The sequence below is a fragment of the Ruegeria arenilitoris genome (assembly GCF_013030265.1).
In the GTDB taxonomy this organism is placed as follows: Bacteria; Pseudomonadota; Alphaproteobacteria; order Rhodobacterales; family Rhodobacteraceae; genus Ruegeria; species Ruegeria arenilitoris_E.
On sequence record NZ_WPZQ01000010.1, the window covers coordinates 157,279 to 180,086 of the forward strand.

General features: G+C 56.3%; 18 protein-coding genes and 1 tRNA gene. 4 read left to right on the plus strand and 15 right to left on the minus strand.

Going from position 1 to position 22,808, the window contains the following annotated elements; genetic code table 11:
• Positions 1-40: 40 nt before the first annotated feature.
• From queG to GOX61_RS17840, 8 genes are all read right to left on the minus strand, one after another.
• Positions 41-1,072, minus strand: coding sequence for a tRNA epoxyqueuosine(34) reductase QueG (queG, locus tag GOX61_RS17805; RefSeq protein WP_170335881.1), 1,032 nt, complete (start codon positions 1,070-1,072; stop codon positions 41-43).
• A gap of 66 nt (positions 1,073-1,138) precedes the next feature.
• Entirely contained in the window at positions 1,139-1,804 is a 666-nt protein-coding gene (gene fzlA / locus GOX61_RS17810; RefSeq protein WP_155143088.1) for an FtsZ-binding protein FzlA, read from the minus strand.
• Between the two features lie 58 nt (positions 1,805-1,862).
• On the minus strand, positions 1,863-2,603 hold the full coding sequence (gene mtgA / locus GOX61_RS17815; protein WP_170335883.1) for a monofunctional biosynthetic peptidoglycan transglycosylase: 741 nt from the start codon (positions 2,601-2,603) through the stop codon (positions 1,863-1,865).
• 38 nt (positions 2,604-2,641) lie between these two features.
• Positions 2,642-3,559: a Hint domain-containing protein gene (locus GOX61_RS17820; protein WP_170335885.1), complete on the minus strand. Its 918-nt coding sequence runs from the start codon at positions 3,557-3,559 to the stop codon at positions 2,642-2,644.
• A 185-nt stretch (positions 3,560-3,744) separates the two neighbouring features.
• Positions 3,745-8,277, minus strand: a complete 4,533-nt coding sequence (gltB, locus tag GOX61_RS17825) for a glutamate synthase large subunit (RefSeq protein ID WP_155143091.1) — start codon at positions 8,275-8,277, stop codon at positions 3,745-3,747.
• A 2-nt stretch (positions 8,278-8,279) separates the two neighbouring features.
• On the minus strand, positions 8,280-8,720 hold the full coding sequence (locus GOX61_RS17830; protein ID WP_254436912.1) for a GFA family protein: 441 nt from the start codon (positions 8,718-8,720) through the stop codon (positions 8,280-8,282).
• Complete coding sequence (locus GOX61_RS17835; RefSeq protein WP_170335887.1) at positions 8,717-9,151, minus strand: GFA family protein; 435 nt, start codon at positions 9,149-9,151, stop codon at positions 8,717-8,719. The genes GOX61_RS17830 and GOX61_RS17835 overlap by 4 nt, the downstream gene beginning before the upstream one ends.
• 53 nt (positions 9,152-9,204) lie before the next feature.
• Positions 9,205-10,638 carry an NAD(P)-dependent oxidoreductase gene (locus GOX61_RS17840; RefSeq protein ID WP_170335888.1) on the minus strand — a complete coding sequence of 478 codons (1,434 nt, stop codon included), beginning with the start codon at positions 10,636-10,638 and terminating at the stop codon, positions 9,205-9,207.
• A 231-nt stretch (positions 10,639-10,869) separates the two neighbouring features.
• Between GOX61_RS17840 and GOX61_RS17845 the strand changes: the two genes are divergently transcribed.
• Positions 10,870-11,673, plus strand: a complete 804-nt coding sequence (locus GOX61_RS17845; protein WP_170335890.1) for an undecaprenyl-diphosphate phosphatase — start codon at positions 10,870-10,872, stop codon at positions 11,671-11,673.
• On the opposite strand, the gene GOX61_RS17850 is transcribed toward GOX61_RS17845, so the two are convergent.
• Complete coding sequence (locus GOX61_RS17850) at positions 11,664-12,656, minus strand: complex I NDUFA9 subunit family protein (protein ID WP_170335892.1); 993 nt, start codon at positions 12,654-12,656, stop codon at positions 11,664-11,666. The genes GOX61_RS17845 and GOX61_RS17850 overlap by 10 nt on opposite strands.
• Before the next feature lie 210 nt (positions 12,657-12,866).
• On the opposite strand from GOX61_RS17850, the gene GOX61_RS17855 reads away from it, so the two are divergent.
• A tRNA-Leu gene (locus tag GOX61_RS17855) sits at positions 12,867-12,953 on the plus strand.
• 127 nt (positions 12,954-13,080) lie between these two features.
• Here the strand turns inward: GOX61_RS17855 and GOX61_RS17860 are convergent.
• The 4 genes from GOX61_RS17860 to GOX61_RS17875 form a co-directional block, all read right to left on the minus strand.
• On the minus strand, positions 13,081-14,703 hold the full coding sequence (locus tag GOX61_RS17860) for a DUF4139 domain-containing protein (RefSeq protein ID WP_170335893.1): 1,623 nt from the start codon (positions 14,701-14,703) through the stop codon (positions 13,081-13,083).
• Positions 14,704-14,834: 131 nt separating this feature from the next.
• Positions 14,835-15,857 (minus strand): aspartate-semialdehyde dehydrogenase, encoded by a 1,023-nt coding sequence (locus GOX61_RS17865; protein WP_170335895.1) that lies wholly within the window; start codon positions 15,855-15,857, stop codon positions 14,835-14,837.
• 103 nt (positions 15,858-15,960) lie between these two features.
• Positions 15,961-17,013, minus strand: coding sequence for a glycosyltransferase family 4 protein (locus tag GOX61_RS17870; protein WP_170335897.1), 1,053 nt, complete (start codon positions 17,011-17,013; stop codon positions 15,961-15,963).
• Positions 17,014-17,016: 3 nt separating this feature from the next.
• Complete coding sequence (locus GOX61_RS17875) at positions 17,017-18,189, minus strand: MFS transporter (RefSeq protein ID WP_170335899.1); 1,173 nt, start codon at positions 18,187-18,189, stop codon at positions 17,017-17,019.
• Positions 18,190-18,332: 143 nt separating this feature from the next.
• Here GOX61_RS17875 and GOX61_RS17880 point away from each other — a divergent pair, with 143 nt between their 5' ends.
• A complete protein-coding gene (locus GOX61_RS17880; protein WP_170335901.1) occupies positions 18,333-19,475 on the plus strand; it encodes a DUF3095 domain-containing protein in 1,143 nt (380 codons plus the stop codon).
• Positions 19,476-19,479: 4 nt separating this feature from the next.
• On the opposite strand, the gene GOX61_RS17885 is transcribed toward GOX61_RS17880, so the two are convergent.
• Both GOX61_RS17885 and GOX61_RS17890 read right to left on the minus strand, forming a co-directional pair.
• The gene (locus GOX61_RS17885; protein WP_170335903.1) at positions 19,480-20,250 is read right to left on the minus strand and encodes an HpcH/HpaI aldolase family protein; all 771 of its coding nucleotides are present in this window, start codon (positions 20,248-20,250) and stop codon (positions 19,480-19,482) included.
• Positions 20,251-20,267: 17 nt separating this feature from the next.
• Positions 20,268-21,683, minus strand: a complete 1,416-nt coding sequence (locus tag GOX61_RS17890) for a pyridoxal phosphate-dependent decarboxylase family protein (protein WP_170335904.1) — start codon at positions 21,681-21,683, stop codon at positions 20,268-20,270.
• Between the two features lie 248 nt (positions 21,684-21,931).
• Between GOX61_RS17890 and hpaR the strand changes: the two genes are divergently transcribed.
• Complete coding sequence (hpaR, locus tag GOX61_RS17895) at positions 21,932-22,366, plus strand: homoprotocatechuate degradation operon regulator HpaR (protein WP_170335906.1); 435 nt, start codon at positions 21,932-21,934, stop codon at positions 22,364-22,366.
• Positions 22,367-22,808: the final 442 nt, after the last annotated feature.

Sequence of the window (22,808 nt, forward strand, 5' to 3'; positions counted from 1 at the left end):
GTAGCGAATTGAAACGACGCGTCCAGCCTGTTTGCGGCACTTATGACAATCGTTTCACCGCCCATCGCGCCGCATCAGCGACGGTGGCATCCGGATCATGAATCAATGCCTGTGCTGCAGACCGCAGCGAAGCGGTGCCAGAGTTTCCGATGGCATAGAGAACATTGCGCACAAAGCGACCCCGACCAATCCGCTTGATCGGTGAGCCAGAGAATTTCTGACGGAAACCCGCATCGTCCAACGCAACAAGCTCGGCCAGCTTTGGTGCCTTGAGGTCCTCGCGCGCCGCATAGCGTATGTCGCTTGCTGCCACAGCAAACTTGTTCCAGGGGCAGGCTGCCAGGCAATCATCGCAGCCGTAGATGCGGTTGCCCAGTTTCTGCCGCAGCTCTTCGTCTACTGGCCCTTTGTGTTCAATCGTCAGGTACGAAATGCAGCGACGTGCATCCAGTTGATAGGGGGCGGGAAACGCATCGGTCGGACAGCTGTCCAGACAGGCCCGGCAGGATCCGCAATGATCCACTTCGGCTGGGTCAGCCGGTAGCTCAATGGTGGTAAAAACAGACCCTATGAAGGACCAATTACCCCAATCCCGACTGACCAGATTGGTGTGTTTGCCTTGCCATCCAAGCCCGGCTGCATGGCCCAGCGCCTTTTCGGGAACCGGCGCTGTATCGACAAATACCTTCACCTCTCCGCCGGCCTCGGCAATCAGCCAGCGTGCAAGGCGTTTCAGCCGTTTCTTGACGAGATCGTGGTAATCCTTGTTCTGCGCGTAAACCGAGATTGCACCCCGGTCCGGGTGGTTCAGAACTTCGGTCGGATCATGATTGGGGGTGTAACTTTCGGCCAGCATGATGACCGAGCGAGCCTCGGGCCACAAAGCGGACGGATCGCCCCGCCAATGGGTGCGTTCTGCCATCCACCCCATCTGACCGTGATATCCGGCTTGCAGAAAGGCATCCAGCCGAGCCGGAACTTCGGGAATGTCCCATGGTCGGCAGATGCGACAGGATACAAACCCTTCGGAAAGAGCTTGCGATATCATCCGCTCTTTGAGTGTTTGAGTCATTGTTATTGAGCCGAGCCGTTCCCTGTGCCTTTGGGGTGCGATGCGTCCCACCCCTTGTTCTGGATATCAGAAATCCAGATCGGCGTAATGGGCTGGTGGCCGGAAACCCGGGACCTGATCCGCGAGGATCGAGCGGAAGGCCGGTCTGGATTTGATTTTTGCATACCAATCCTTGACCACCTGACTGCGGTTCCAGTCCACGTCAGAGATGTAGTCCAAAGCTGACAAATGCGCAGCAGCGGCAAAATCAGCCAATGTCATTTGATCCCCCGCCAGCCAGCGGCGGTGATCCAGCAACCAGGTCATGTAGTCCAGGTGATACTTGATCGCCCGCGCACCTTCTTTGACGTTTTTACTGTCCGGATACCCCTGACCTGTCACCTTCTTGTTCACGCGCTCATAAAGAAGTTTCGAAGTCACTTCGTGATGAAACTTGTCATCGAACCAGCCAACAATTCGCCGGACTTCGTAACGGGCCTCGGGCTTTTTGGGCATCAAAGGCGGTTCAGGGCGGGTTTCTTCGATGTATTCACAGATCGCAGCGCTTTCGGCCAACACCAATCCGTCCAGCCGCAGCACTGGCACCTTGCCCGCTGGATTTCGTCGAAGAAAATCCGGATCCTGCTCCCAATATCGTTCTTCGACCAGTTCGACTTCGATCTTCTTTTCCGCCAGCGACAGGCGGACCTTGCGACAGTAGGGGGACAGGGGAACGTGAAACAAACGCGCCATGGACTTCCAATCGAACCAGTGAATACTTCCAAGCTTTAGCCTTGGCAGGGCAGTGGTTTCAATCCTCGAAACAATCTGCGCGACCATCTGCGCGGATGGTAGCCGCCCCATCAAGGATCGAAGCCGCCCGGCGACGTGTCCGAACCGAAGGGTCTGTAACCGACCTGTTGCGGGGAGAGGGCAGGATTGCCGCCAGTCGGGCAGCCTGTACCGGCGACAGCTTGGCGGCGCTGACACCGTAGTAACGTTGTGCCGCCGCTTCGACCCCAAAGACCCCTTGTCCGGTCTCAGCGACGTTCAGATAAACCTCAAGAATCCTCTGCTTGCTCCAGAAGATCTCGACAACAGGTGTCATCGACGTTTCCAGCGCCTTGCGGACCCAGCTGCGGCCCTGCCAAAGGAAGACGTTCTTGACCACTTGCTGGGTGATGGTTGATGCGCCACGTGATCCGCCATCCTCAAGCGCATCCCGGATCGCTTCGACATCAAATCCCCAATGAAGGCAGAAATTCGCATCTTCTGCAGCCACGGCTGAGCGCGCCATAATGGGCGAAATCTCTTCAATCGGAACCCATTCCCGATCAACACGTCCCAACCGGCGCCATTCAGACCAGATTGTGTGGGTGACAGGTGGGTTCACAACCGAATAGATCAGAACAAGGGCTACAAAGAATGCAGCCAACCCCAATCCACCTCGTATCACCCATCGCCTGATCCGGGCGAAGAGTGAGGGCTGATTTTTGGCTTTGTTTGCCTTGTTTTTCTTACCGCCTGATTTGCGGACTGCTTGCTTTGCCATACCTCGCTATACGCTGCGCAACCGTTATTTGAAACGGTCTATATCGCGATGAGCCGACCATCGCGCGGGCGAACCACTGGGCGCACGGTCTTCTGAGCATGCAGCTCGCGGCTGGTAAGCTCAGGAAACAATGCCAGAATTTCAGCCTGCGTCTCGCGTTCGGATTGCGAGACTGCATGTCCGGGATAGTAGCTTTCGCTTTTTGCACCGTTTGCTGTCACAATTTCATGCTGACCGAACAAAAGGTGGATGTAATCTATTTCTCCACCTTCGACCCGCGTTACGGTTTCGCCGTTAACCAGAGAATGTGCTGCGATCAGAACCTCTGTATGTCCAAACAGATATGGTGCCCGCCAGTCAGCAATCAGCATCCGATGTTGGGGTGACACTAGGGTCTCGCGATCCAACTCCAAAACACCGGCCTCAAATCTGATCGGCGCATTGTCCCCGGTGGCGGCCACCGTGGTACGGCCAACCCAGAGTAAGGGCTGTGGGCCATTGTCCATAGTATTTACCAGATCTCCCGGCTTCAGATATTCAACTGCGCGCAGCCCATCAGGCGTTTCGATCATGGTACCCGGTGTAAAACATGGTGGACCAAGCTGGCCGGGTACATTCAACGGTCCTTGTGTATTTACGAATGTAGTTGAAACAAGCGTCCCTTCCTCAAGGACCTTGCCGTCGGTGGGCGTGAATACCCGCGTCCCGTCAGCCAAGTAGAAGGTGATGCCGGTATATGTCACCGGGCCAGTGCCGGGAACATTTATGACAACTGTATCGCCGGGCCACGAAGAGGTTACATCCTGACCGTTTACCGTGTCGCCGCCAGGAGCCTCAATCTCACCATCGTCGTTCTGATCGACAAGACTGTAGTTCTGAACGGTCAGCAAAGTTCCTGCGGGGGGCGGGTTCGCCGGGTCCATTGCAAAGAATTGATCAAAGTAAGTTGTCGGCATCGAACTGCTCCACTACGCGTACCAAACCAAGCCTCAGTATTGTGTCAATTCCTGAAGAAACTTTGACCAATGCTAGGCGTTTTTTCTGCAAATACGCAATGAATCAGGTGAAATTGTTGCCAAACAGCAAAACCCCGCATGTCGCAAGCGACACGCGGGGCTCTGATTTTCAACTGTTCGTAAACCTATTCTGCCGGAACCGCCGTCGCCTCCAGGCTAAGGGGGTGAGCCAGCTTGTTCAGCATCTCTTTGGGGCAAACCTGCAGGAAGTTGGTCTTTTCAACCTCCCAATGCTGCAGAATATCAATGGCCTTGCGGCTGTTGGTTTCTGCAACATGACGCTCGATCAAAGATTTCAGCTGATCTTCCCAGTGATCAACGGTGACCGGGCAGGTGACCAGTGTCTCCAGGTTCATCAGCAGCTCTGCCTTGCCTTCCGGGTCGTAAAGGTAGGCCATGCCCCCCGTCATACCCGCACCAAAGTTCGCGCCGATATCACCAAGGATCACCGCAACGCCACCAGTCATGTATTCACACCCGTTCGAGCCACAGCCTTCGATCACCACCTTGGCGCCCGAGTTTCTGACGGCGAAACGTTCACCCGCACGGCCAGCGGCGAACAAGTGACCATCGGTGGCACCATACAGCACCGTATTGCCGATGATGGTGTTGTCATCCGCCTTGAGCGGGCTGACCTGCGGCGGTCGCACCACAATGGTGCCACCGGACAGGCCCTTGCCGACATAGTCATTGGCATCGCCCGACACCTCCAGCTTCAGGCCCGGAGCTGCAAAGGCCCCCAGCGACTGACCGGCCGAACCCTGCAGTTTTACGTGCAGATGATCGTCCTGGAAAGTGTTCCGCATACCAAAATTCTGCACGATGTGGCTGGAAACGCGAGTGCCCACGGTGCGATGCGTGTTTTGGATCGCATAGGACAGCTGCATCTTTTCGCCGTCTTTCAGGAACCGTGCCGCGTCGCGAACAATCTCGGCATCCAGAGTATCCGGCACCGCATTCCGATCCTTGTCGCGGTTGTAGACGATGTTATGCGCACCATCGACCGTGATCAGCAGAGGGTTGAGGTCCAGATCGTCCAGATGCGCCGAACCACGACTGACCTGCGCCAGCAGATCCGCCCGACCGATGATCTCGTCCACCGAACGCGCACCGAGGCTGGCCAGAACCTCCCGCACTTCCTGTGCGTAGAAGGTGATCAGGTTTACAACCTTGTCTGCGTTGCCGGTGAATTTGGCACGCAGGGATTCATCCTGCGTACACACGCCGACCGGGCAGGTATTGGACTGGCACTGACGCACCATGATGCAGCCCATGGCGATCAGAGCGGCGGTTCCGATGCCGTATTCCTCGGCCCCCATCATCGCGGCCATGACGATATCACGGCCTGTGCGAAGTCCACCATCGGTCCGCAGCGTGATGCGGTCCCGCAGGTTGTTCATCGCCAGAACCTGATGTGCTTCGGTCAGGCCCATTTCCCACGGCAGACCAGCGTACTTGATACTGGTCGCAGGTGATGCGCCTGTTCCGCCATTGTGGCCCGAGATCAGGATAACGTCCGCCTTGGCTTTGGCGACACCGGCAGCAATCGTGCCAACGCCCGAAGACGCCACCAGTTTCACGGTCACCTTGCAGCGCGGGTTGATCTGCTTGAGGTCGTAGATCAGCTGCGCCAGATCCTCGATCGAGTAGATGTCGTGATGCGGCGGCGGCGAGATCAGCGTCACACCCTTGGTCGAATGACGCAGACGCGCAATCAGGTCGGTGACCTTCATGCCCGGAAGCTGACCACCCTCACCGGGCTTCGCGCCTTGGGCGACCTTGATCTCAAGCTCTTCACACTGGTTCAGATACTCGGCGGTCACACCGAACCGGCCCGAGGCCACCTGTTTGATCTTGGCCGACGGGTTGTCGCCATTGGGCTCCGGTACGAAATGCGCCGGATCTTCGCCACCCTCGCCCGAGTCGGACTTGGCACCGATCCTGTTCATCGCCACGTTCAGCGTTTTGTGCGCCTCAGGCGACAGCGCGCCCAAGCTCATGCCCGGGGTCACGAACCGTTTGCGGATCGAAGTGATCGACTCGACCTCTTCAATCGGCACCGGTTTGCCCAGCGGTTTGAAGTCCATCAGGTCGCGCAGGTGGATCGGCGGGTTCGATTGCATCTTGGCCGAATATTGCTTCCACAGCTCGTATGAGGCGCGGTTACAGGCCATTTGCATCATGTGCATCGAGGTTGCTTCCCACGCATGGGTCTCACCCGATTTACGCGCTTTGTAGAAACCTCCGATGGGCAGAACATCCAGACCGCTGTCCCACGCCTTGGCATGGATTTCTTCGACTTTGGTCTGAATGCCGGTGACACCGATGCCGGAGATACGGCTGGTCATACCCGGGAAGTATTCGGCCACCATCGCGCGGCTGAGACCTACGGCTTCGAAATTCAAACCTCCTCGATAAGATGAGATCACCGAAATACCCATCTTGGCCATGATCTTCAGCAGGCCCTGGTCGATGGCTTCGCGATAGCGCGCAACGTTTTCGGTCAGGGTGCCGTCAAGCAGACCACGATCAATGCGGTCGGCCAACGAATCTTCGGCCAGATAGGCGTTCACAACAGTCGCGCCACAGCCGATCAGAACCGCAAAGTAATGCGGATCGACACATTCAGCCGATCGAACGTTCAGCGAGCAGAAAGTCCGCAGGCCCTGACGGGTCAGGTGCGAGTGCACTGCGCTGGTGGCAAGGATCATCGGCATCGCCACACGACCTTCACCAGAGTTCATGTCGGATAGAACCAGGTGCCCGGCGCCCGAACGAACCGCTTCCTCAGCTTCGGCTCTAACACGGGCCAAAGCAGCGCTCAGCGCACCCTGACCGGGCTCAAAGCTACAATCAATCTCAGCCAGCGGAGCATTGAGGTGCCCAACCAGTTCATCCCATTGCGCGTTGCCGACAAAGGGGCTTTCCAGAACGATGATCTCGGTCTGGCTGCTGTCCTCGTCCAATACGTTCTTCAGGTTCCCGAACCGTGTCTTCAGCGACATGACGCGGTACTCGCGCAAACTGTCGATCGGCGGGTTGGTGACCTGGCTAAAGTTCTGGCGGAAGAAATGACTGAGCGGGCGGTACTGCTTGGACAGAACCGCCGAGGGCGTATCGTCGCCCATGGATGCCAGCGCCTCTTTACCGTCTTCGGCCATGGGCGCCAGAATTTGCTCCAGCTCCTCGACCGAATAACCTGCTGCGATCTGGCGTTTGCGCAGGTCTTCGCCCGAGAACATCGGTTTTTCGGTCACGCCCGCCAGCGCCTCGTCCAGATCATTGATCTTACCGACCCACTCGCCAAACGGCAGTGCGGCAGCCAGCTTGTTCTTGATCTGCGTGTCGCGGAACAGCTTGCCCTTCTTCATGTCGACGGCCAGCATCTGTCCCGGGCCAAGCGCGCCCTTTTCGGTCACGGTTGCCTCGTCAATCGGCACCATGCCGGCCTCGGATCCCGCGATCACAAGACCGTCGCCTGTTACCACATAACGCATCGGGCGCAGACCATTGCGGTCCAGACCGGCACAAACCCAGCGACCGTCAGTCATTGCCAGTGCAGCCGGACCGTCCCACGGTTCCATCACTGAGTTGCAGTAGGAATACATGTCGCGCCACGCTTGCGGCAGTTCCACGGCCTGCTTGGACCAGCTTTCCGGAACCAGCATGGTTTTTGCCATGGGCGCTGAGCGGCCGGCGCGCACAAGAACTTCGAAAACCGAGTCTAATGCGGCAGAATCCGACGATCCACCGGCGATGATAGGTTTGATATCTTCGGCATAGTCGCCAAAGGTCGCCGAGGCCATGCGGATCTCATGGCTTTTCATCCAGTTGACGTTGCCCTTCAGCGTGTTGATCTCGCCGTTATGGGCCAGCATGCGGAAAGGTTGCGCCAGCCACCATTGTGGGAAGGTGTTGGTCGAATAACGCTGGTGATAGATGGCAAACGCGGATTCGAACCGTTCGTCCATCAGATCGGGGTAGAAGACCGCGACCTGTTCGGCCAGCATCATGCCTTTATAGATGATTGATCGGCAGCTGAGCGAGGCCAGGTACAAGCCCGAGATACCCGCAGCCATCGCCGCTTTTTCGATGCGGCGACGGATCACATAAAGCTCACGCTCGAACGTATCCTCATCCACACCTTTCGAGTTCGAGATCAGAATTTGCTCGATCTCTGGTCGGGTGGCGTTGGCCTTTTCGCCCAGACAGGTCACATCAACCGGCACATGGCGCCAGCCATAGATGTAATAGCCCATACGCAGAACTTCGGTTTCCACGATGGTTCGGCAGCTTTCCTGCGCGCCAAAATCAGTGCGGGGCAGGAAAACCTGACCAACAGCAATCAATTCGTCCAGTTTCGGTTCATGGCCGGTACGACGGATCTGATCATAGAAGAAAGGAACCGGAATCTGCACGTGGATGCCAGCGCCATCGCCGGTCTTGCCATCCGCGTCCACCGCGCCACGGTGCCAGATCGCCTTAAGGGCATCGATGCCCGCATCCACGACCTTGCGGCTTTTCTTTCCATCAATGGAAACAACAAGACCGACACCACAGGAAGAATGCTCTTCTTCCTCGGAATAGAGACCATTTTCGGCCATCCATTTGCGCTTGGTTTCTTCGTTTTTGACCCAGTTTTCGTCATATACGCTCATGGTCAGGCTCCTTCCGTGGTCGGCCCGTACAGCGCAAATACTTGCGCTTCGGTCAGCAGTTCATGTTCACCCTGAAAGGCGAACGCATCCGGTTTGCGGTCGATAAAGATCTCGCGCGTCATCTTGAATCCTTCAGCATCGTCAAAAATGCCGATCGGTATCTCGTAATTGCCATTGAGAGGGCCATCAGCAGTCACCCGGTACCAAAGCCCCGTGCCGCATTTGCTGCACCAGGCGCGTTCCGCCCAGCCAGAGCTTTGCAGCGTCGCGATGTTGTCTTCACCCTGCCAGCTCAGGTTTTTTTCGGCGATCGTAACACCCAGAAACGCTGACCCAAGCCACCGTTGGCACATCTTGCAGTGGCAGGTGCCGAATTCCTGAGGCACGTCCTGTGCCGTGAACCGGACCTCACCGCACATGCATTGACCTGCGCGCGCGCTCATGCGTTGCCCTCCGCTTCAGGAGCATAGGCAGCGATCACTTCGGCTTCGGTCATTTGACGGCGTTCACCTTCAAAAGTGTAACCTTCCGGCTTCTTGTCGATGTAAAGCTCCAGCTTGATCTCGCTGTCCGCGGCATTGTCGAACAGCCCGGCAGCCATCTGGGTTTGCCCATGCATTTCACCCGGCAGGGTGATGCGGTACCAGAGCGCAGATCCGCATTCTTCGCAAAATGCACGTTCTGCCCAGTCCGACGAGGTGTATGTCCGAACCGGTCCCAGCGCGGCATAGCCCGGCTCGGCCGGAAAGCTGACGAATGCGCTGCTGCTCCAGCGACGGCACATGTCGCAATGGCATGCACCCAGCGCATCGCGCGCAGGGGTGGCGGTTACAGTAACCGCGCCGCACATACACTGGCCTTGCAATTCGGGCATGACATCCCTCCTGTCGCTGGGCTCATGGCTGTGTCGCCATGCTGGGTTGAAGATTATTCAGCTGCTACGGCAGCCTTGCTGTTGAACCGGTCGATGATTGCATCTGCACAATCGCGCCCGTCACGGATCGCCCACACCACCAGAGAGGCACCGCGTACGATGTCACCGATTGCATAGACGCCGTCCATCTCGGTCTCACCGGTTTGGAATGCGGCTTTGACGGTGCCCCAGCGAGTGACAGGCAGGTCGGGCTGACCGAACAACGCAGGCAGGTCTTCGGGTTCGAAACCCAGTGCCTTGATCACCAGATCGGCCTCTTCGACATAATCCGCTCCTTCGATCACTTCGGGTGCCTGGCGACCCGACGCGTCGGGCTGACCCAGGCGCATCTTCTGCACCATCACACCAGACACTTTGTCATCACCGGTAAAGCCCTTGGGTGCGCTGAGCCACTCAAACACAACGCCTTCTTCCTCGGCATTCTGTGTTTCACGCTGCGAGCCAGGCATGTTGGCCTTGTCACGGCGGTACAGACATTTGACCGAGGTAGCACCCTGACGGATCGAGGTCCGTACACAGTCCATCGCAGTGTCGCCACCACCGATGACAACCACCTTTTTGCCTTCGGCATTCAGGCGGCCATTGTCGAAATCCTCAACCGCGTCACCAAAGCTTTTGCGGTTCGAAGCGGTCAGGAAGTCGATCGCTTTTTCGATTCCGGCCAGACCGCTGCCTGGCATGGTCAGATCGCGGGATTTGTATACGCCGGTTGCGATGATAACCGCGTCGTGCTTGGCGCGGATTTCTTCGAACTTCGCAGCATCCACATCGCAGTTCAACACGAACTCAACTCCGCCGTCAGCGAGCAAATCGTTCCGGCGCTGCACGATGTCTTTCTCAAGCTTGAAACCGGGGATGCCATACATCAGCAGACCGCCCGCGCGGTCATAGCGGTCATAGACCGTTACCTGAATTCCTGCACGGCGCAGCATGTCAGCTGCCGCCAGACCGCCGGGTCCTCCACCAATGATGCCGACGCTTTCAGATCGCTCGCTATTGGGAACTGCGGGTTGAACCCAGCCCTTATCCCACGCGGTATCGGTAATGTACTTTTCGATCGTTCCGATGGTGACCGTGCCATGGCCTGACTGTTCGATCACGCAATTGCCTTCACACAAGCGGTCCTGCGGGCAGATGCGGCCGCAGATTTCGGGGAAGGTATTGGTGGCCTGGCTTGTCTGATAGGCCTCTTCCAAACGCCCGGTTGCTGTCAGATTCAGCCAATCCGGGATGTTGTTGTGCAGCGGGCAGTGCGACTGACAGTATGGCACACCACACTGGCTGCACCGGCTGGCCTGCTCAGCAGCTTTTTCAGCTGCGAACTCTGCATAGATCTCGTCAAAGTCTTCTTTGCGGTCATTGGCGGCACGCTTTTCCGGCATGACGCGGTCGATCTGCACAAATTTCAGCATCGGTTGCTTGGCCACGGGTCAGACTCCATGAATTGGCTTGGTCGGAACTCTTTACGGGATGGTATTTCAGATGAAAAGTCAATTGTGCTGACCTATTTTAGAAAAAAATGAGCTCAAAACCCAAATCCGCGAAATTTATTGCAATTTTTAGTTCCGATCCGGACCTATTTGTTCACTTTCTTTTCCAACACCACAGTAATACCCATTGAACGCAAACAACGCGTGATGGCAGCACGGGCAGGGCAGATGAGTCTTCTTCAGTTGATTCTAGTGGCGGTAATTCAGGGTATCACCGAATTCCTGCCGATATCGTCTTCCGGGCATCTGATCCTGCTGCCCAGTCTGACAGGTATGGATGATCAGGGGTTGGCGATCGATGTGGCCGTGCATGTCGGAACGTTGGGAGCAGTGATCCTGTATTTCTGGGCTGACGTGAAGCAGGCCTTGGCGGGTCTGCCGCGTGCCCTGACCGGGCATATTGATACCCCGCAGTCTCGTCTGGCTTTTGGGTTGATCATTGCCACCATCCCAACCGTCATCGTGGGGGCGATTCTGCATCTGACAGGCCTCAGCAGCGCAATGCGTTCTGTGGCTGTGATCGGTTGGACAATGTTGGGATTTGGTCTGTTGCTGTATTGGATGGATCAAAAAGGTGCTCAAACCAAACATGCCGCCGACTGGGGTGTTCGTGACTCTTTGATCATGGGGTTTTGGCAGGTGCTGGCCCTGATCCCGGGTACATCCCGTTCCGGCATCACGATCACCGGCGCGCGACAGCTGGGGTATTCGAGAGAAGACGGTGCACGGATCGCGATGCTGATGTCGATCCCGACAATCATCGCATCCGGGGTACTGTTGTCGGTGGATGTAATCCAGCAGGCTGATGCTCAGCTTGCCAGAGATGGTGCAATCGCAGCTGTGTTCGCCTTTTTCTCGGCATTGCTGGCGCTTAGCCTGATGATGCGCCTGCTGCGCAGCATCAGCTTTACGCCATACGTGATCTACCGCGTCATTTTGGGTGTAGTGCTGTTGTTCGTCGCCTACAGCTGATCAGTCCGCAGGTTCTTTGCCGAGTTCTGAATGTCATCATACTGACCCGAGGGGCGGAACTTCCACAGGTATTCGGGCAGGATCGATTCCAGGGCCGCGGGTTCAATGCCCAAATCCGCAAAGGTCTTGGCACTATCTGACACAACATTGTCCCGACGCAGGTTTTTCACCTGATCACGGGTCAGGATATGGTTCGGAAACAGCTGGAAGCTTACGAATTTGATGATGTCCAGAACGCCCGCCATGATCCGCGCTGCGAAGAAGGGCATACCGATAATGATCCGGCGTCGATGAATGACCTCAAGCATCTGTTGCATCAAAGCGCGAAAGCTTTTGACCTCGGGGCCGCCAAGCTCGTAAACGCCGGGTTGCGCATGACCCAGAACGCCCTGAACGGCAGCCTGTGCAACATCGTCGACATAAACCGGCTGAAAGCGCGTATCGGCACCAACCAAAGGCAGGAATGGCGACATACGTGTCATCCCGGCGAACCGGTTGAAGAACTGATCTTCGGTACCAAAAATGACCGAGGGGCGCAGAATGACGGCATCCGGCATATGCGCCAGAACGCCCGCTTCGCCATGAGCTTTGGTCCGGGAATACTCGCTGTCTGATTCTGCATCTGCCCCGATGGCAGAGATATGAACCATACGTTTGATTCCCTGCTCGGCTGCAAGGCGCGCGATCCGTTCGGCGCCCTCGGCCTGCACTGCGCTGAATTCATTTTTGCCAAGCTCATTGAGGACACCAACGCAGTTGACCACCGCATCTGCGCCATGCATCGCCATGGCAACCGAAGCATCGTTGCGGATGTTGCATAGGATCGGCTCGACCTGGCCTACGACACCGTAGGTTTTGACAAACATCGCCTCATTGGGACGCCGTACGGCAACCCGAACACGCCAGCCTTCGCTTGCCAGTCGCCGAGTGATGTAGCGACCGACAAAACCCGATCCACCGTAAATCGTAACCATTTTGGTCATGGGCTGGCTCCTGAAACATGGCTGCGAAAATATCTAGCGCTCGAAGGCACCTCAAACAAGGCGCAATAACGCCGCGATGTTATGAAAAACGGGGGCTTAGCAATGCTGTTTCAGGCAGTGTCGAAGACGCTGTAAAAAATCTTTCAAAAAACTATCCGAATCCTGTTGACGCTCCCGGCGACTAGGCTTAAACGCCCCCTCACGACACCTGCCCAGGTGGCGGAATTGGTAGACGCGCTAGCTTCAGGTGCTAGTGTCCGTATGGACGTGGAGGTTCGAGTCCTCTCCTGGGCACCAAATCTTCTGGAAAATCTGGTTGTGAACGCTCGGGCATAAAGCCTGGTGAATCATGCCTGACGCGTGAAGGCGCATTCCAACAAGTCTGAAAGAAGAGGGACCGGGAAACGATCCCTCGTCATCAGGCTCAGTCCAGCGCCATATCTTCCGGCCAGCTAAGCTCAAGATCCAGTTTGATAATCTCGGTCTGGCCGGGTTCCATCCGAGTTTCCCAGGCCAAGATGCCCCGCTCGTCGCCGACGTTTTCCTCATTCGGGTGTGGTTCCGCAGTCCACACGATCTGCAGATCGTCCTGTTCTGAATAAGGCATCCGGTCGATGATCCGTATAGGCCAGGTTTGATCTGTCCGGTTGGCAATGCGAATTTCTGCCGTTTCAACCCGCTGGTTCGAGCGTGAAATTATACCGGCATCACCGCTGCTGCGGTCCAGAACAATGCTGGAAACGGATAGGCCAAAGATAGGCCCAAATCCCATTTCGACTTCTTCACGCGGCCCGATCTTCGTGGAATCGCCGACTGCGACCAGAATGTCATCGACGAACCATTTTGCCAGTTCGGAGGGCAAAAGGTTTTGATTCAGAGGATTTGTAAAGCGGACCGTGCGGAACGCGACGTCGTCTTTCAATGGCACTGCCATTGCAAAGACCTCAGCGGGCTGACTAAATTGATCGATTGAGACTTCGGTATTATCCGATCCGGCAGAGACCGAAATTGGCGTCGGGACCGTATAGGTGACCCCTGTTCCCTCTACTGACGCGGTTTGGAGCGTATAGGCACCCATAGTTTCTTCAACGACAACAGGTGCTTCCACCGCGGGTTCTTCAAGACTGTTGTAGGTGTCGGCTATCTCGCTGATGGTTCTGAGCCTCGGATATAACCGAGATACGGAATTCTGACTTGTCGGTGCAAGGGTCGATACATTCATCGTTATGTCATGCCAGCTTTCACCGGTGTGCTGAGAAACCAGAACGCTGCGGCTGATTTGAACCTGCGGATCGGCTCCGGTTTTCAGGTGAAACTCATAACTGGGCATCCATTCTGCCGCGTATGCATCGAGGTATGAAACTGTCAGATTGCCTGATGTCGCGACTTCAGCGCTCACATCCACAGCGACGAACAGGTGGCCTTCGATATCAGGTATCAACGCATCACGTTTGTCTTTCGCGATTTCGAGTTCTTTGTGAAGCTGATCTAGCTTTGCTTCGATCTTGCGGGCTTCCAGTTCCGAACTGTGGGCAGTTTGTTGAGCTCGCAGGGTTTCATCGCCGATCATGCGGGCAAGATCGCGCAATTCGTCAGGTCCTGAACCTGCCAATCCTTCGTTGTGGCCGAGACTGCCTAAGAAGCCGATTGTCTGCTGCGCAGCCTCGGCAATCAGCCGGGCGGACCGGGCCTCATCTTCAACAGCTGCAATTTGTTCTTCGACAGCTTTTACTTTGTCTTCGGCTTGTCGAAATGCTTCATTTTCATGATCATACCTGGATACGTCGTCGACCCGCCGTATAAGGGACGACTGGCTTAGCCCATCTGCCATTACCTGTAATGTAGTGAACTGCGTACCGGGATCACCTGCGGGTATTCCCGGCAGGATCAGGCGATGATTTCCGGCAGGAACATTGAATGTACCGGACCGGATAATCTCTGCACCTGCGGGATATATCGTTGCTTCGGTTACCTTGGTTTCGATCGTGAAAGTTTCAGCAAAGGCCAAAGCTGGCGCAAAAGCCAGAAAGGAAATCAGAGCTTTCATAATGTCTCGCTTGAATGCGGTTTTGAGATGGCCTGAACGTTGCAGGTCACCGCCGCGATAGCAAGACAGCTCAAAAGCAAAGGGCCGCTTCCTTCGAAACGGCCCTTGTCGATTTCTGTCGCTTGAAAAGCTTAGCCTTTCTTCAGAACCTCACGGCCCAGCAGTTCGGCAATCTGCACAGCGTTCAGAGCAGCACCTTTGCGCAAGTTGTCCGAAACGCACCACAGGTTGATGCCATTCTCAACTGTCGAATCCTGACGGATGCGGCTGATGAAGGTGGCGAAATCGCCTGCGCATTCGATTGGTGAGACGTATCCACCCGGTTCACGCTTGTCGATTACCATGATGCCCGGTGCCTCGCGCAGGATATCGCGGGCCTCGTCTTCGTCGAGGAACTCTTCGAACTCGATGTTCACGGCTTCGGAGTGACCAACGAATACCGGAACGCGAACACAGGTTGCGGTGACCTTGATCGACGGATCGACGATCTTTTTGGTCTCGACAACCATCTTCCACTCTTCCTTGGTTGAACCGTCTTCCATGAAGATGTCGATCTGCGGAATCACGTTGAAAGCGATCTGCTTCTGGAACTTCTTCGGCTCAACTTCGGTCGTCGGGTTGTAGATGGCCTTGGTCTGATCCCAAAGTTCATCCATGCCTTCCTTACCGGCACCCGACACCGATTGATACGTCGAGACAACCACGCGCTTAATGCGTGCACGATCATGCAGCGGTTTCAGCGCGACGACCATCTGCGCGGTCGAGCAGTTGGGGTTGGCGATGATGTTCTTGTTTTTATAGTCGTGAATCGCCTCTGGGTTACATTCCGGCACGATCAGCGGAATGTCCGGGTCATAGCGATAAAGCGACGAGTTATCGATCACCACGCAGCCAGCTGCCGCCGCCTTGGGGGCGTATACCTTGGTTGCATCGGATCCCACGGCAAACAGCGCCATGTCCCAGCCGGTAAAATCGAAAGTATCCAGGTCCTTGGTCGTGTGTGTCGTGTCGCCAAAGCTTACCTCGGTGCCCAGCGAACGACGGCTTGCCAGTGCAGCAAGTTCATCGACGGGGAACTGGCGTTCAGCCAGAATGTTCAGCATTTCGCGGCCCACATTTCCTGTGGCGCCGACGACAACGACGCGATAGCCCATTTTTAGTCTCCTGAATAAAGGACGCGCGTTCATAGCCGCGTTGCAGAAAAGAAAAAAGAGCTTTCGCAGATGAATTGACCGAATGACGTCGAATTGAGGCGGTTCAGTCGTTCAGAAGGCGCTCATACAGTGCCACCAGCGTCTTTGCCTCGCTGTTGATGTCGAAATTCTGTTCGACATGGGCGCGGGCCGCGAGGCCTGACTGAGACAGGGAATCACGGTCTTCCAGCATCTCAGCCGCCGCATCCGCAAGGGCAGGGAAATCATCCGGTGCAACGACGCGGCCAAGTGACGGATCTGTGACGATTTCGGAAAACGCACCCACATCGGTTGCCACAACCGGAACGCCGCAGGCCATCGCCTCAAGCGGGGTGAGGCCGAAGCCTTCCCAGCGTTGCGGTGCAATGAACAGGTCCAGCACCTGGTACCATTCGGCGATCTGGTCGACGGTCACTTCGGGCATGAACAGGATGCGGTCGGACAAGCCAGCGGCGGCGACTTTTGCTTTCAGATCGCTCAGGAAACCGGTGTGATGCTCTGTGGCCCGCCCCATGACGATGCCAGAAACATCATCGAAACGACCACACAGCTCAATCATCGCATCGACAAATGCATCAGTGCCTTTCTGGTGGCGGATACGGCCATAGCAGCCCAGCAACAGACCGTCTGGCAGGCCAAGTTTTTGTCGCAGCGCCGCCTTGTCATCGGGTGGGGTGAAGTCCTGCAGGTTGATGCCATGCATGATCACCTGAGATTCACGTTCCAGATATCCGGCTGTTTTGCGCGACGTCGAAACAACCGCATCCATTTTGCCGATCAGCCACTTGGTATAGCCGGTATGGGCACGTTGGGAGGCGCTCGTGAACAACAGTTTGAGTTTCAGACGAAAGAGACCACGCAGGATCAGGCCCAACAACATCTCTGTATTCCGCCGCGCGTGCCAGACGCGCAATCTGCGGCGTGAGAGAAATGGCAGGCGGCCCAAGGGAATATGCGGAATATCCTCGGGCAATCCGGGACCGGTGGCGGCGATGTCGATCCATTGTACCTGCAACGGGACCAACCGTGCGATGGTCGCCGTAACGCCGGACAGCCTGCGTTTCAGATTTGGGGCAATGACGACAGGGTCTTTCACTTGGATCTCCCGACAGGTCATGTCTCAGTCCATACTGTCCCGGCTGAACAGGTAGATGACGCAACCGATGGCAACAGTGATGGCAAAAAAGCCGAATATCGCTGTGTAGGGTGCCGTTGGTCCCATGTCCACAGTTGCAGCATGGATGCGACCGGTTGCGAACTGCGCCAGTCCAACACCACCGACACCGAATAGATTCAGCAAGGTTACGCCCCGGCCAACCAGATGTGGCGGAATGAATGCGCGCCCATGCGCCATGATGACCGGGAATGCCGCACCCGAGAATCCGATCAACGCCATCAAGAGGACCGAGAGCCAGACGGAATCGCTTATCCACAGACACAACAACAGAAGGAACAGGCTGCTTATCAGGTTGCCACCCAAAATCACCCATTTTCGTGTGCCCAGCAGGCGATCCAGCGGGCCATAGGCGAAGGTGCCTGCGATCATCGCGGCCCCCATGATCAGGGTTGCCTGACCCACCTGCGTGATACTCAGACCAAATATATCCAGCAGATAGGGCCCCGCCCACAGTCCGCGCAACGCTCCGGATGGGGCATAAGCCACCAACATCAGCGGCAGGATTGTCCACAGTGCCGGTTCCTTGAGCAGATCAAGCAGGGAGCCTTTGTGCTCGGTCTCTACGCGTTTGGGATCATTCACAGTGAACCAGATCCCGGCGGCAACACCGGCCGAGATGATTGCCAAGCCCGCCAGCGTCGCGCGCCACCCAACCCATTCGACGGCCAGCGCGGTTGGATAAGAGGCCACGAGGTTCCCAACCGAACCAACACCCAGCATGACAGCTGCAAGGGTCGCAAATTTAGCCGGGGGGAACTCTCGGGCAAAGATGAAATATGAGGCCATCAAAACCGGCGAACACCCGATTCCAATCAACGCCATGGCAAGGGCCACGTGAAGCGGTGTGGTGGCCACCGCGAACAATGCCGCGCCTCCAGCCCCGCCGATCATCAGCAAAATGGCAGCGGTGCGCCGCGGTCCGACCTGATCTAATGCCCAGCCCACGGGGATCTGCATAGCGGCAAAGATCAAGAACCAAAGGCCCGAGGCAAAGGCCAGATCTTCAGGTGTAGCGCCGATATCGCGCCCCAGATCAGCGGTCAGAACCGCAAGAAAAGCGCGAAAAAACTGACTGAGGACATAGGCCAGACACAAGATCACCAAGCCTGCCTGCATGTTCGTTATCCTCGCCTCAAAACCTTGAGCGGATGCTTGGCATGTCTCTGTCCCGTGCACAAGCGCGTGTGCTATGTTGCAGAGGGCGGACAACGTTCACGATTGAGCTATTTTCGCCTGAAAGCAAAGATTTGGGAGGGATGATGACAACCGCTGGCGCTGCGTTTTATGACACCGTCCCGATCTCGCATGAGTTTCTGAATCTGACAGAACCCTCCCGATTCACTCCGGTGCCCGACAACTGGATCGTTGGTGTGGCGGATATTGTGGATTCTACCGGTGAGATTGCGCGAGGGCGCTATAAGACGGTGAACATGGTTGGGGCTGCGGTGATTTCGGCCATGATCAATGCGCTGGGCGGGCAGGTCTTTCCATATGTGTTTGGTGGTGATGGCGCGGCTTTTGCCATATCCGGGGCAGATGCCGATAAAGCCCGTTTAGCTCTTTCTGCCTTGCGCAGTTGGGCCGCATCCGAGTTCTCCATCTCTCTGCGCGCTGCATTGGTACCGGTTTCTGACATTCGCGCCTCAAATCGCGATCTTCGTGTCGCGCGCTATGCCCCGTCAAGCGGAGTGGACTATGCCATGTTCACTGGCGGTGGCCTTGCCTGGGCAGAGGCACAGATGAAGGCCGGAGAGTATCTGGTACAGCCAGCGGACCCCGATGCGCAGCCTGATCTGACGGGGCTTTCGTGTCGTTGGTCTAACAGCCCCGCGCGACATGGTCAGATTGTCTCTCTGGTTATCCAGCCAACAACAAATGCCACCGAACAGGACTTTGCTGATCTGGCCCAATCGGTCCTGTCAGCGTCCGAAGCGTTGGACCGCGCTGGTCATCCGGTTCCGGCAAACGGCCCCCCGATTAACTGGCCACCCCCGGGCCTGACACTGGATGCGCATGTGTCCCGCGAGGGACGGAATTTGACTCTACAAAAGGCCAAATTGCTGATTCAGAATCTGCTGATCTGGCTTTTGTTCAAATCGGGCAAACGGCTGGGAAACTTTGAACCTGAGCACTACAAGCATATGGTCAGCCGCAATGCGGATTACCGTAAGTTTGATGACGGATTGAAAATGACGCTGGATTGCGATCAGACGACCCTGTCCCACATCACACAAACGCTGAACGACGCCCAGTCACGTGGAAAGGTCCGATTTGGATTGCACACTCAGCAAGAGGCGATGATGACCTGTTTTGTCCCCTCGGCTACACGCGACGATCATGTGCATTTCGTAGACGGGGCCTCGGGTGGGTATGCCCGTGCTGCTGCTGCAATGCGGGCATAAGGGTTCATTTCGCCTTCCACTCCTCGGCTAATGCGCGCGCACTTTGGGCCAGCAACATTACGTCGATGCCAACGGCCAGGAATTGCGCGCCCATATCCAGATAGGTTTGCGTGGCCTCTTCCTTGGTGCCCAGAATGCCGGGCGCTTTGCCGGCAGCCCTGATCCGGGCCAAAGCATCAGAGATCACCTCACGCACTTCCGGTGCGGAGCTGTTCCCCTGGTATCCCATATCGGTCGACAAGTCCGCGGGACCTATGAACACACCATCAATCCCGTCGACCTGCAGGATTTCATCCAGCGCAGCCATACCAGCGCGGTTTTCGACCTGAACCAGCAGGCAAATCTCCTGATCCGCAGTTTGGATATAGTCGCTGGCAGTTCCATACATCGTGGCACGTGATGCGGTTGCGCCAACCCCGCGAACGCCTTCGGGCGGATAACGGCAGGCCCGCACCAGTTCCCGTGCCTGCTCGGCACTTTCGACGATAGGCACCAGTACGGTCTGAGCGCCCGCATCCAGAACCATCTTGATCATCCAAGTTTCGCCAACGGGCACCCGGACAACCGGATGCGACGGGCTATTCGACAAAGCCAGTAACTGGTCCCGGATCGAGCGGATGTCATTCGGGGCGTGTTCACCATCGATCACCAGCCAGTCGAAACCGGCCGTTCCCATGATCTCAGCAGTGACAGATTCCGCAAAGCTCATCCAGCAGCCAATCTGCCTTTCGCCGTTGATTAGAGCCTGTTTAAAAGTGTTCTTTGGAGCAGGCATTCAGTCACCTCTCTGGTTCAGGGGGTCAGTTCACGGGCGATTTCAGTGATTACGTCAAACGCCATTTTGACGTCGTCCTCGGTTGTTTCAAATTGACCGGCCTGAAAACGTATAACCAGATCGCCGTCCACGCGCGTCTGTGTCAGATAGATGCGGCCGTCATCATTGATGGCATTCACCAGCCGCAAATTCAGATCGTCGAGGTCAGAAGCTTCGGTCGGAACGTACCGAAATGTCCACAAAGACCACATCGGCGGCGTAACGATTTCAAAGTCAGGCTCAGCCGCCAGACGATCGTGCAGGTCAACCGACCAATTGACGTGATTGCGCAGCCGCTCCCTGAGCCCTTCCAAACCATAGGCGCGGATGACGAACCACAGTTTCAGCGCCCGGAACCTGCGACCCAGTGGGACTGACCATTCCGAATAGTTGATGATGCCGTCCTTACCGTGGGTCTTCAGATATTCAGGGCTGATCGCCAGAGTCTGCACCAGATCGTCAGGGTTTTTGAGGAAATGTGCACAGCAGTCGAACTGAACACCCAGCCACTTGTGCGGGTTGAACACGATACTGTCGGCCTGATCGATCCCGGGCCAGTAGTGCCGATAATCCGGACAGATCATCGCGGACCCGGCCCAGGCGGCATCGACATGGGTGTAGAGCCCGTATTTCTGCGCAATCTCCAGACAGCGATCGACCGGATCTGTCGCACCGGTTCCGGTGCCACCTACACAAAGGATTACGCCTGCGGGTTGTAAACCGGCCTCCAAATCTGCCTGAATCGCAGTTTCCAGAGCCTCTGGATCCATACCCCGCCAGTCGCCTTTGATCGGTATGCGCACCAAATTGTCCTGGCCGATACCGGCAACCCAGATTGCGCGGTCGATCGACGTATGAACCTCGGACGAACAATAAATGCGCAGTGGTTTCTGTCCGAACAGTCCCCGTTGGTTGCCCTGCCAGTTCAAGGCCTTTTCCCGCATCGTCAGAACAGCCGCCAACGTTGCCGAAGAGGCAGAGTCCTGAATCACACCGGCGAATCCTTCTGGCAGGTCCAGTGCCTGACGCAGCCAGTCCATCATTCGGGTTTCCATCTCGGTCGCTGCCGGAGAGGTTTGCCACAGCATGCATTGCGGTGCGATCGCGCTGGCCAAAAACTCTGCCAGAACCGATGGCGCCGAGGCATTCGAGTTGAAATAGGCGAAGAACCTTGGGTGCTGCCAATGTGTAATGCCGGGCATAACGATCTGCTCGAAGTCCTGAAAGATGTCTTCCATCATCTCAGGATCTTCGGGGGGCGAAACGGGTAGGGCGTTCAGAATGTCACCGGGTTCTGTCCGTGCACGTACAGGCTTGTCCCCGACGGTCTGATGATAAGCCTGCGTCCAGTCCGAGACTTTTTTGCCCCAATCTGAAAATTCATCCCAGTTCATCTTAGCCCCCATTTTGTCCGGCAGCTTGCCGAACGCGCGTTGTCATAATCTGTGTGTCAGTGATGGTCATTGGATTACAATGGTCAACGCCATTTGGCAATTAATTAACACGTTAATTTAATTGTTGCAGTAAAGATCACACAAACATTGCGCAAATAAGAGTCTAACAAAGGAATATATCGGAGACTTCAAATCACGTTGAACTTTTGACCTGTTGCGACAACGCAGGAATTCGGCAAAGATTTCACATGACTGATGACATTCCGCTGACATCCCGTTCGCTTCCGATTGCATTGTTAAGGGCACGTGAGAAACTCATGGGACCAATCCGCCAGATTCTGGCGGATGCAGGCGTAACCGAGCAGCAATGGCGCGTGCTACGTGTTCTTGACGAAGAAGGACCTCAGGAACCGACCCGGATTGCCAATCGGGCCTGTTTGCTGCTGCCAAGCCTCACACGTATTTTGCAGAAGCTTGAGGAAAAAGGTCTGATTGCTCGACGCCCCGATCCGCAGGATGGGCGAAGACAGATTGTCGAGATTACGCGGGAGGGGCTGCAGATAATCAAAGACAACCTACCCGCCAGCCTTGAAGCCACCGAGAGCATTCGCTCGCGTTTTGGTGCGGACAAACACGAAAAGCTGTTGGATTTGCTGAACGAATTGCACGAACTGGACGATTGAAGCACGCGCCTGCTGGTGGATACCCATCCAAAAACGGTGACCCCGCCGGAGAAAAAGGGGGGTATCTCCGACGGGGATGGCCAGACCCGGACTGATTTATGTGCCTGGCCTGCGACCGGTTGCGCCATGTGTTATCCGACGATCCGGCCCAAGCTTCGGAGTGTTGGTTGGACTGAAAATACAATCCTGCCTGGCCAAACCGTCCAGGGGGGCGGATTGTCTGGCCGGGATCTCCGAAACGTTAACTGTCAGTTGCCGACTGTCCCAACAGCCTGCAAGAGGTGCCCTCGAGTCACTATGGTGATTTATTGGTTGCCGCACTTTCTGCTCTGGCGAGGCGTGGGTGGTGACTAACGAATGATTACTTTTCACTCTCGTCCGAACAGCATTGATGCTGATCCGGTGCACTGCACTTTCAGGTTGATAACTAGGACGATCACCA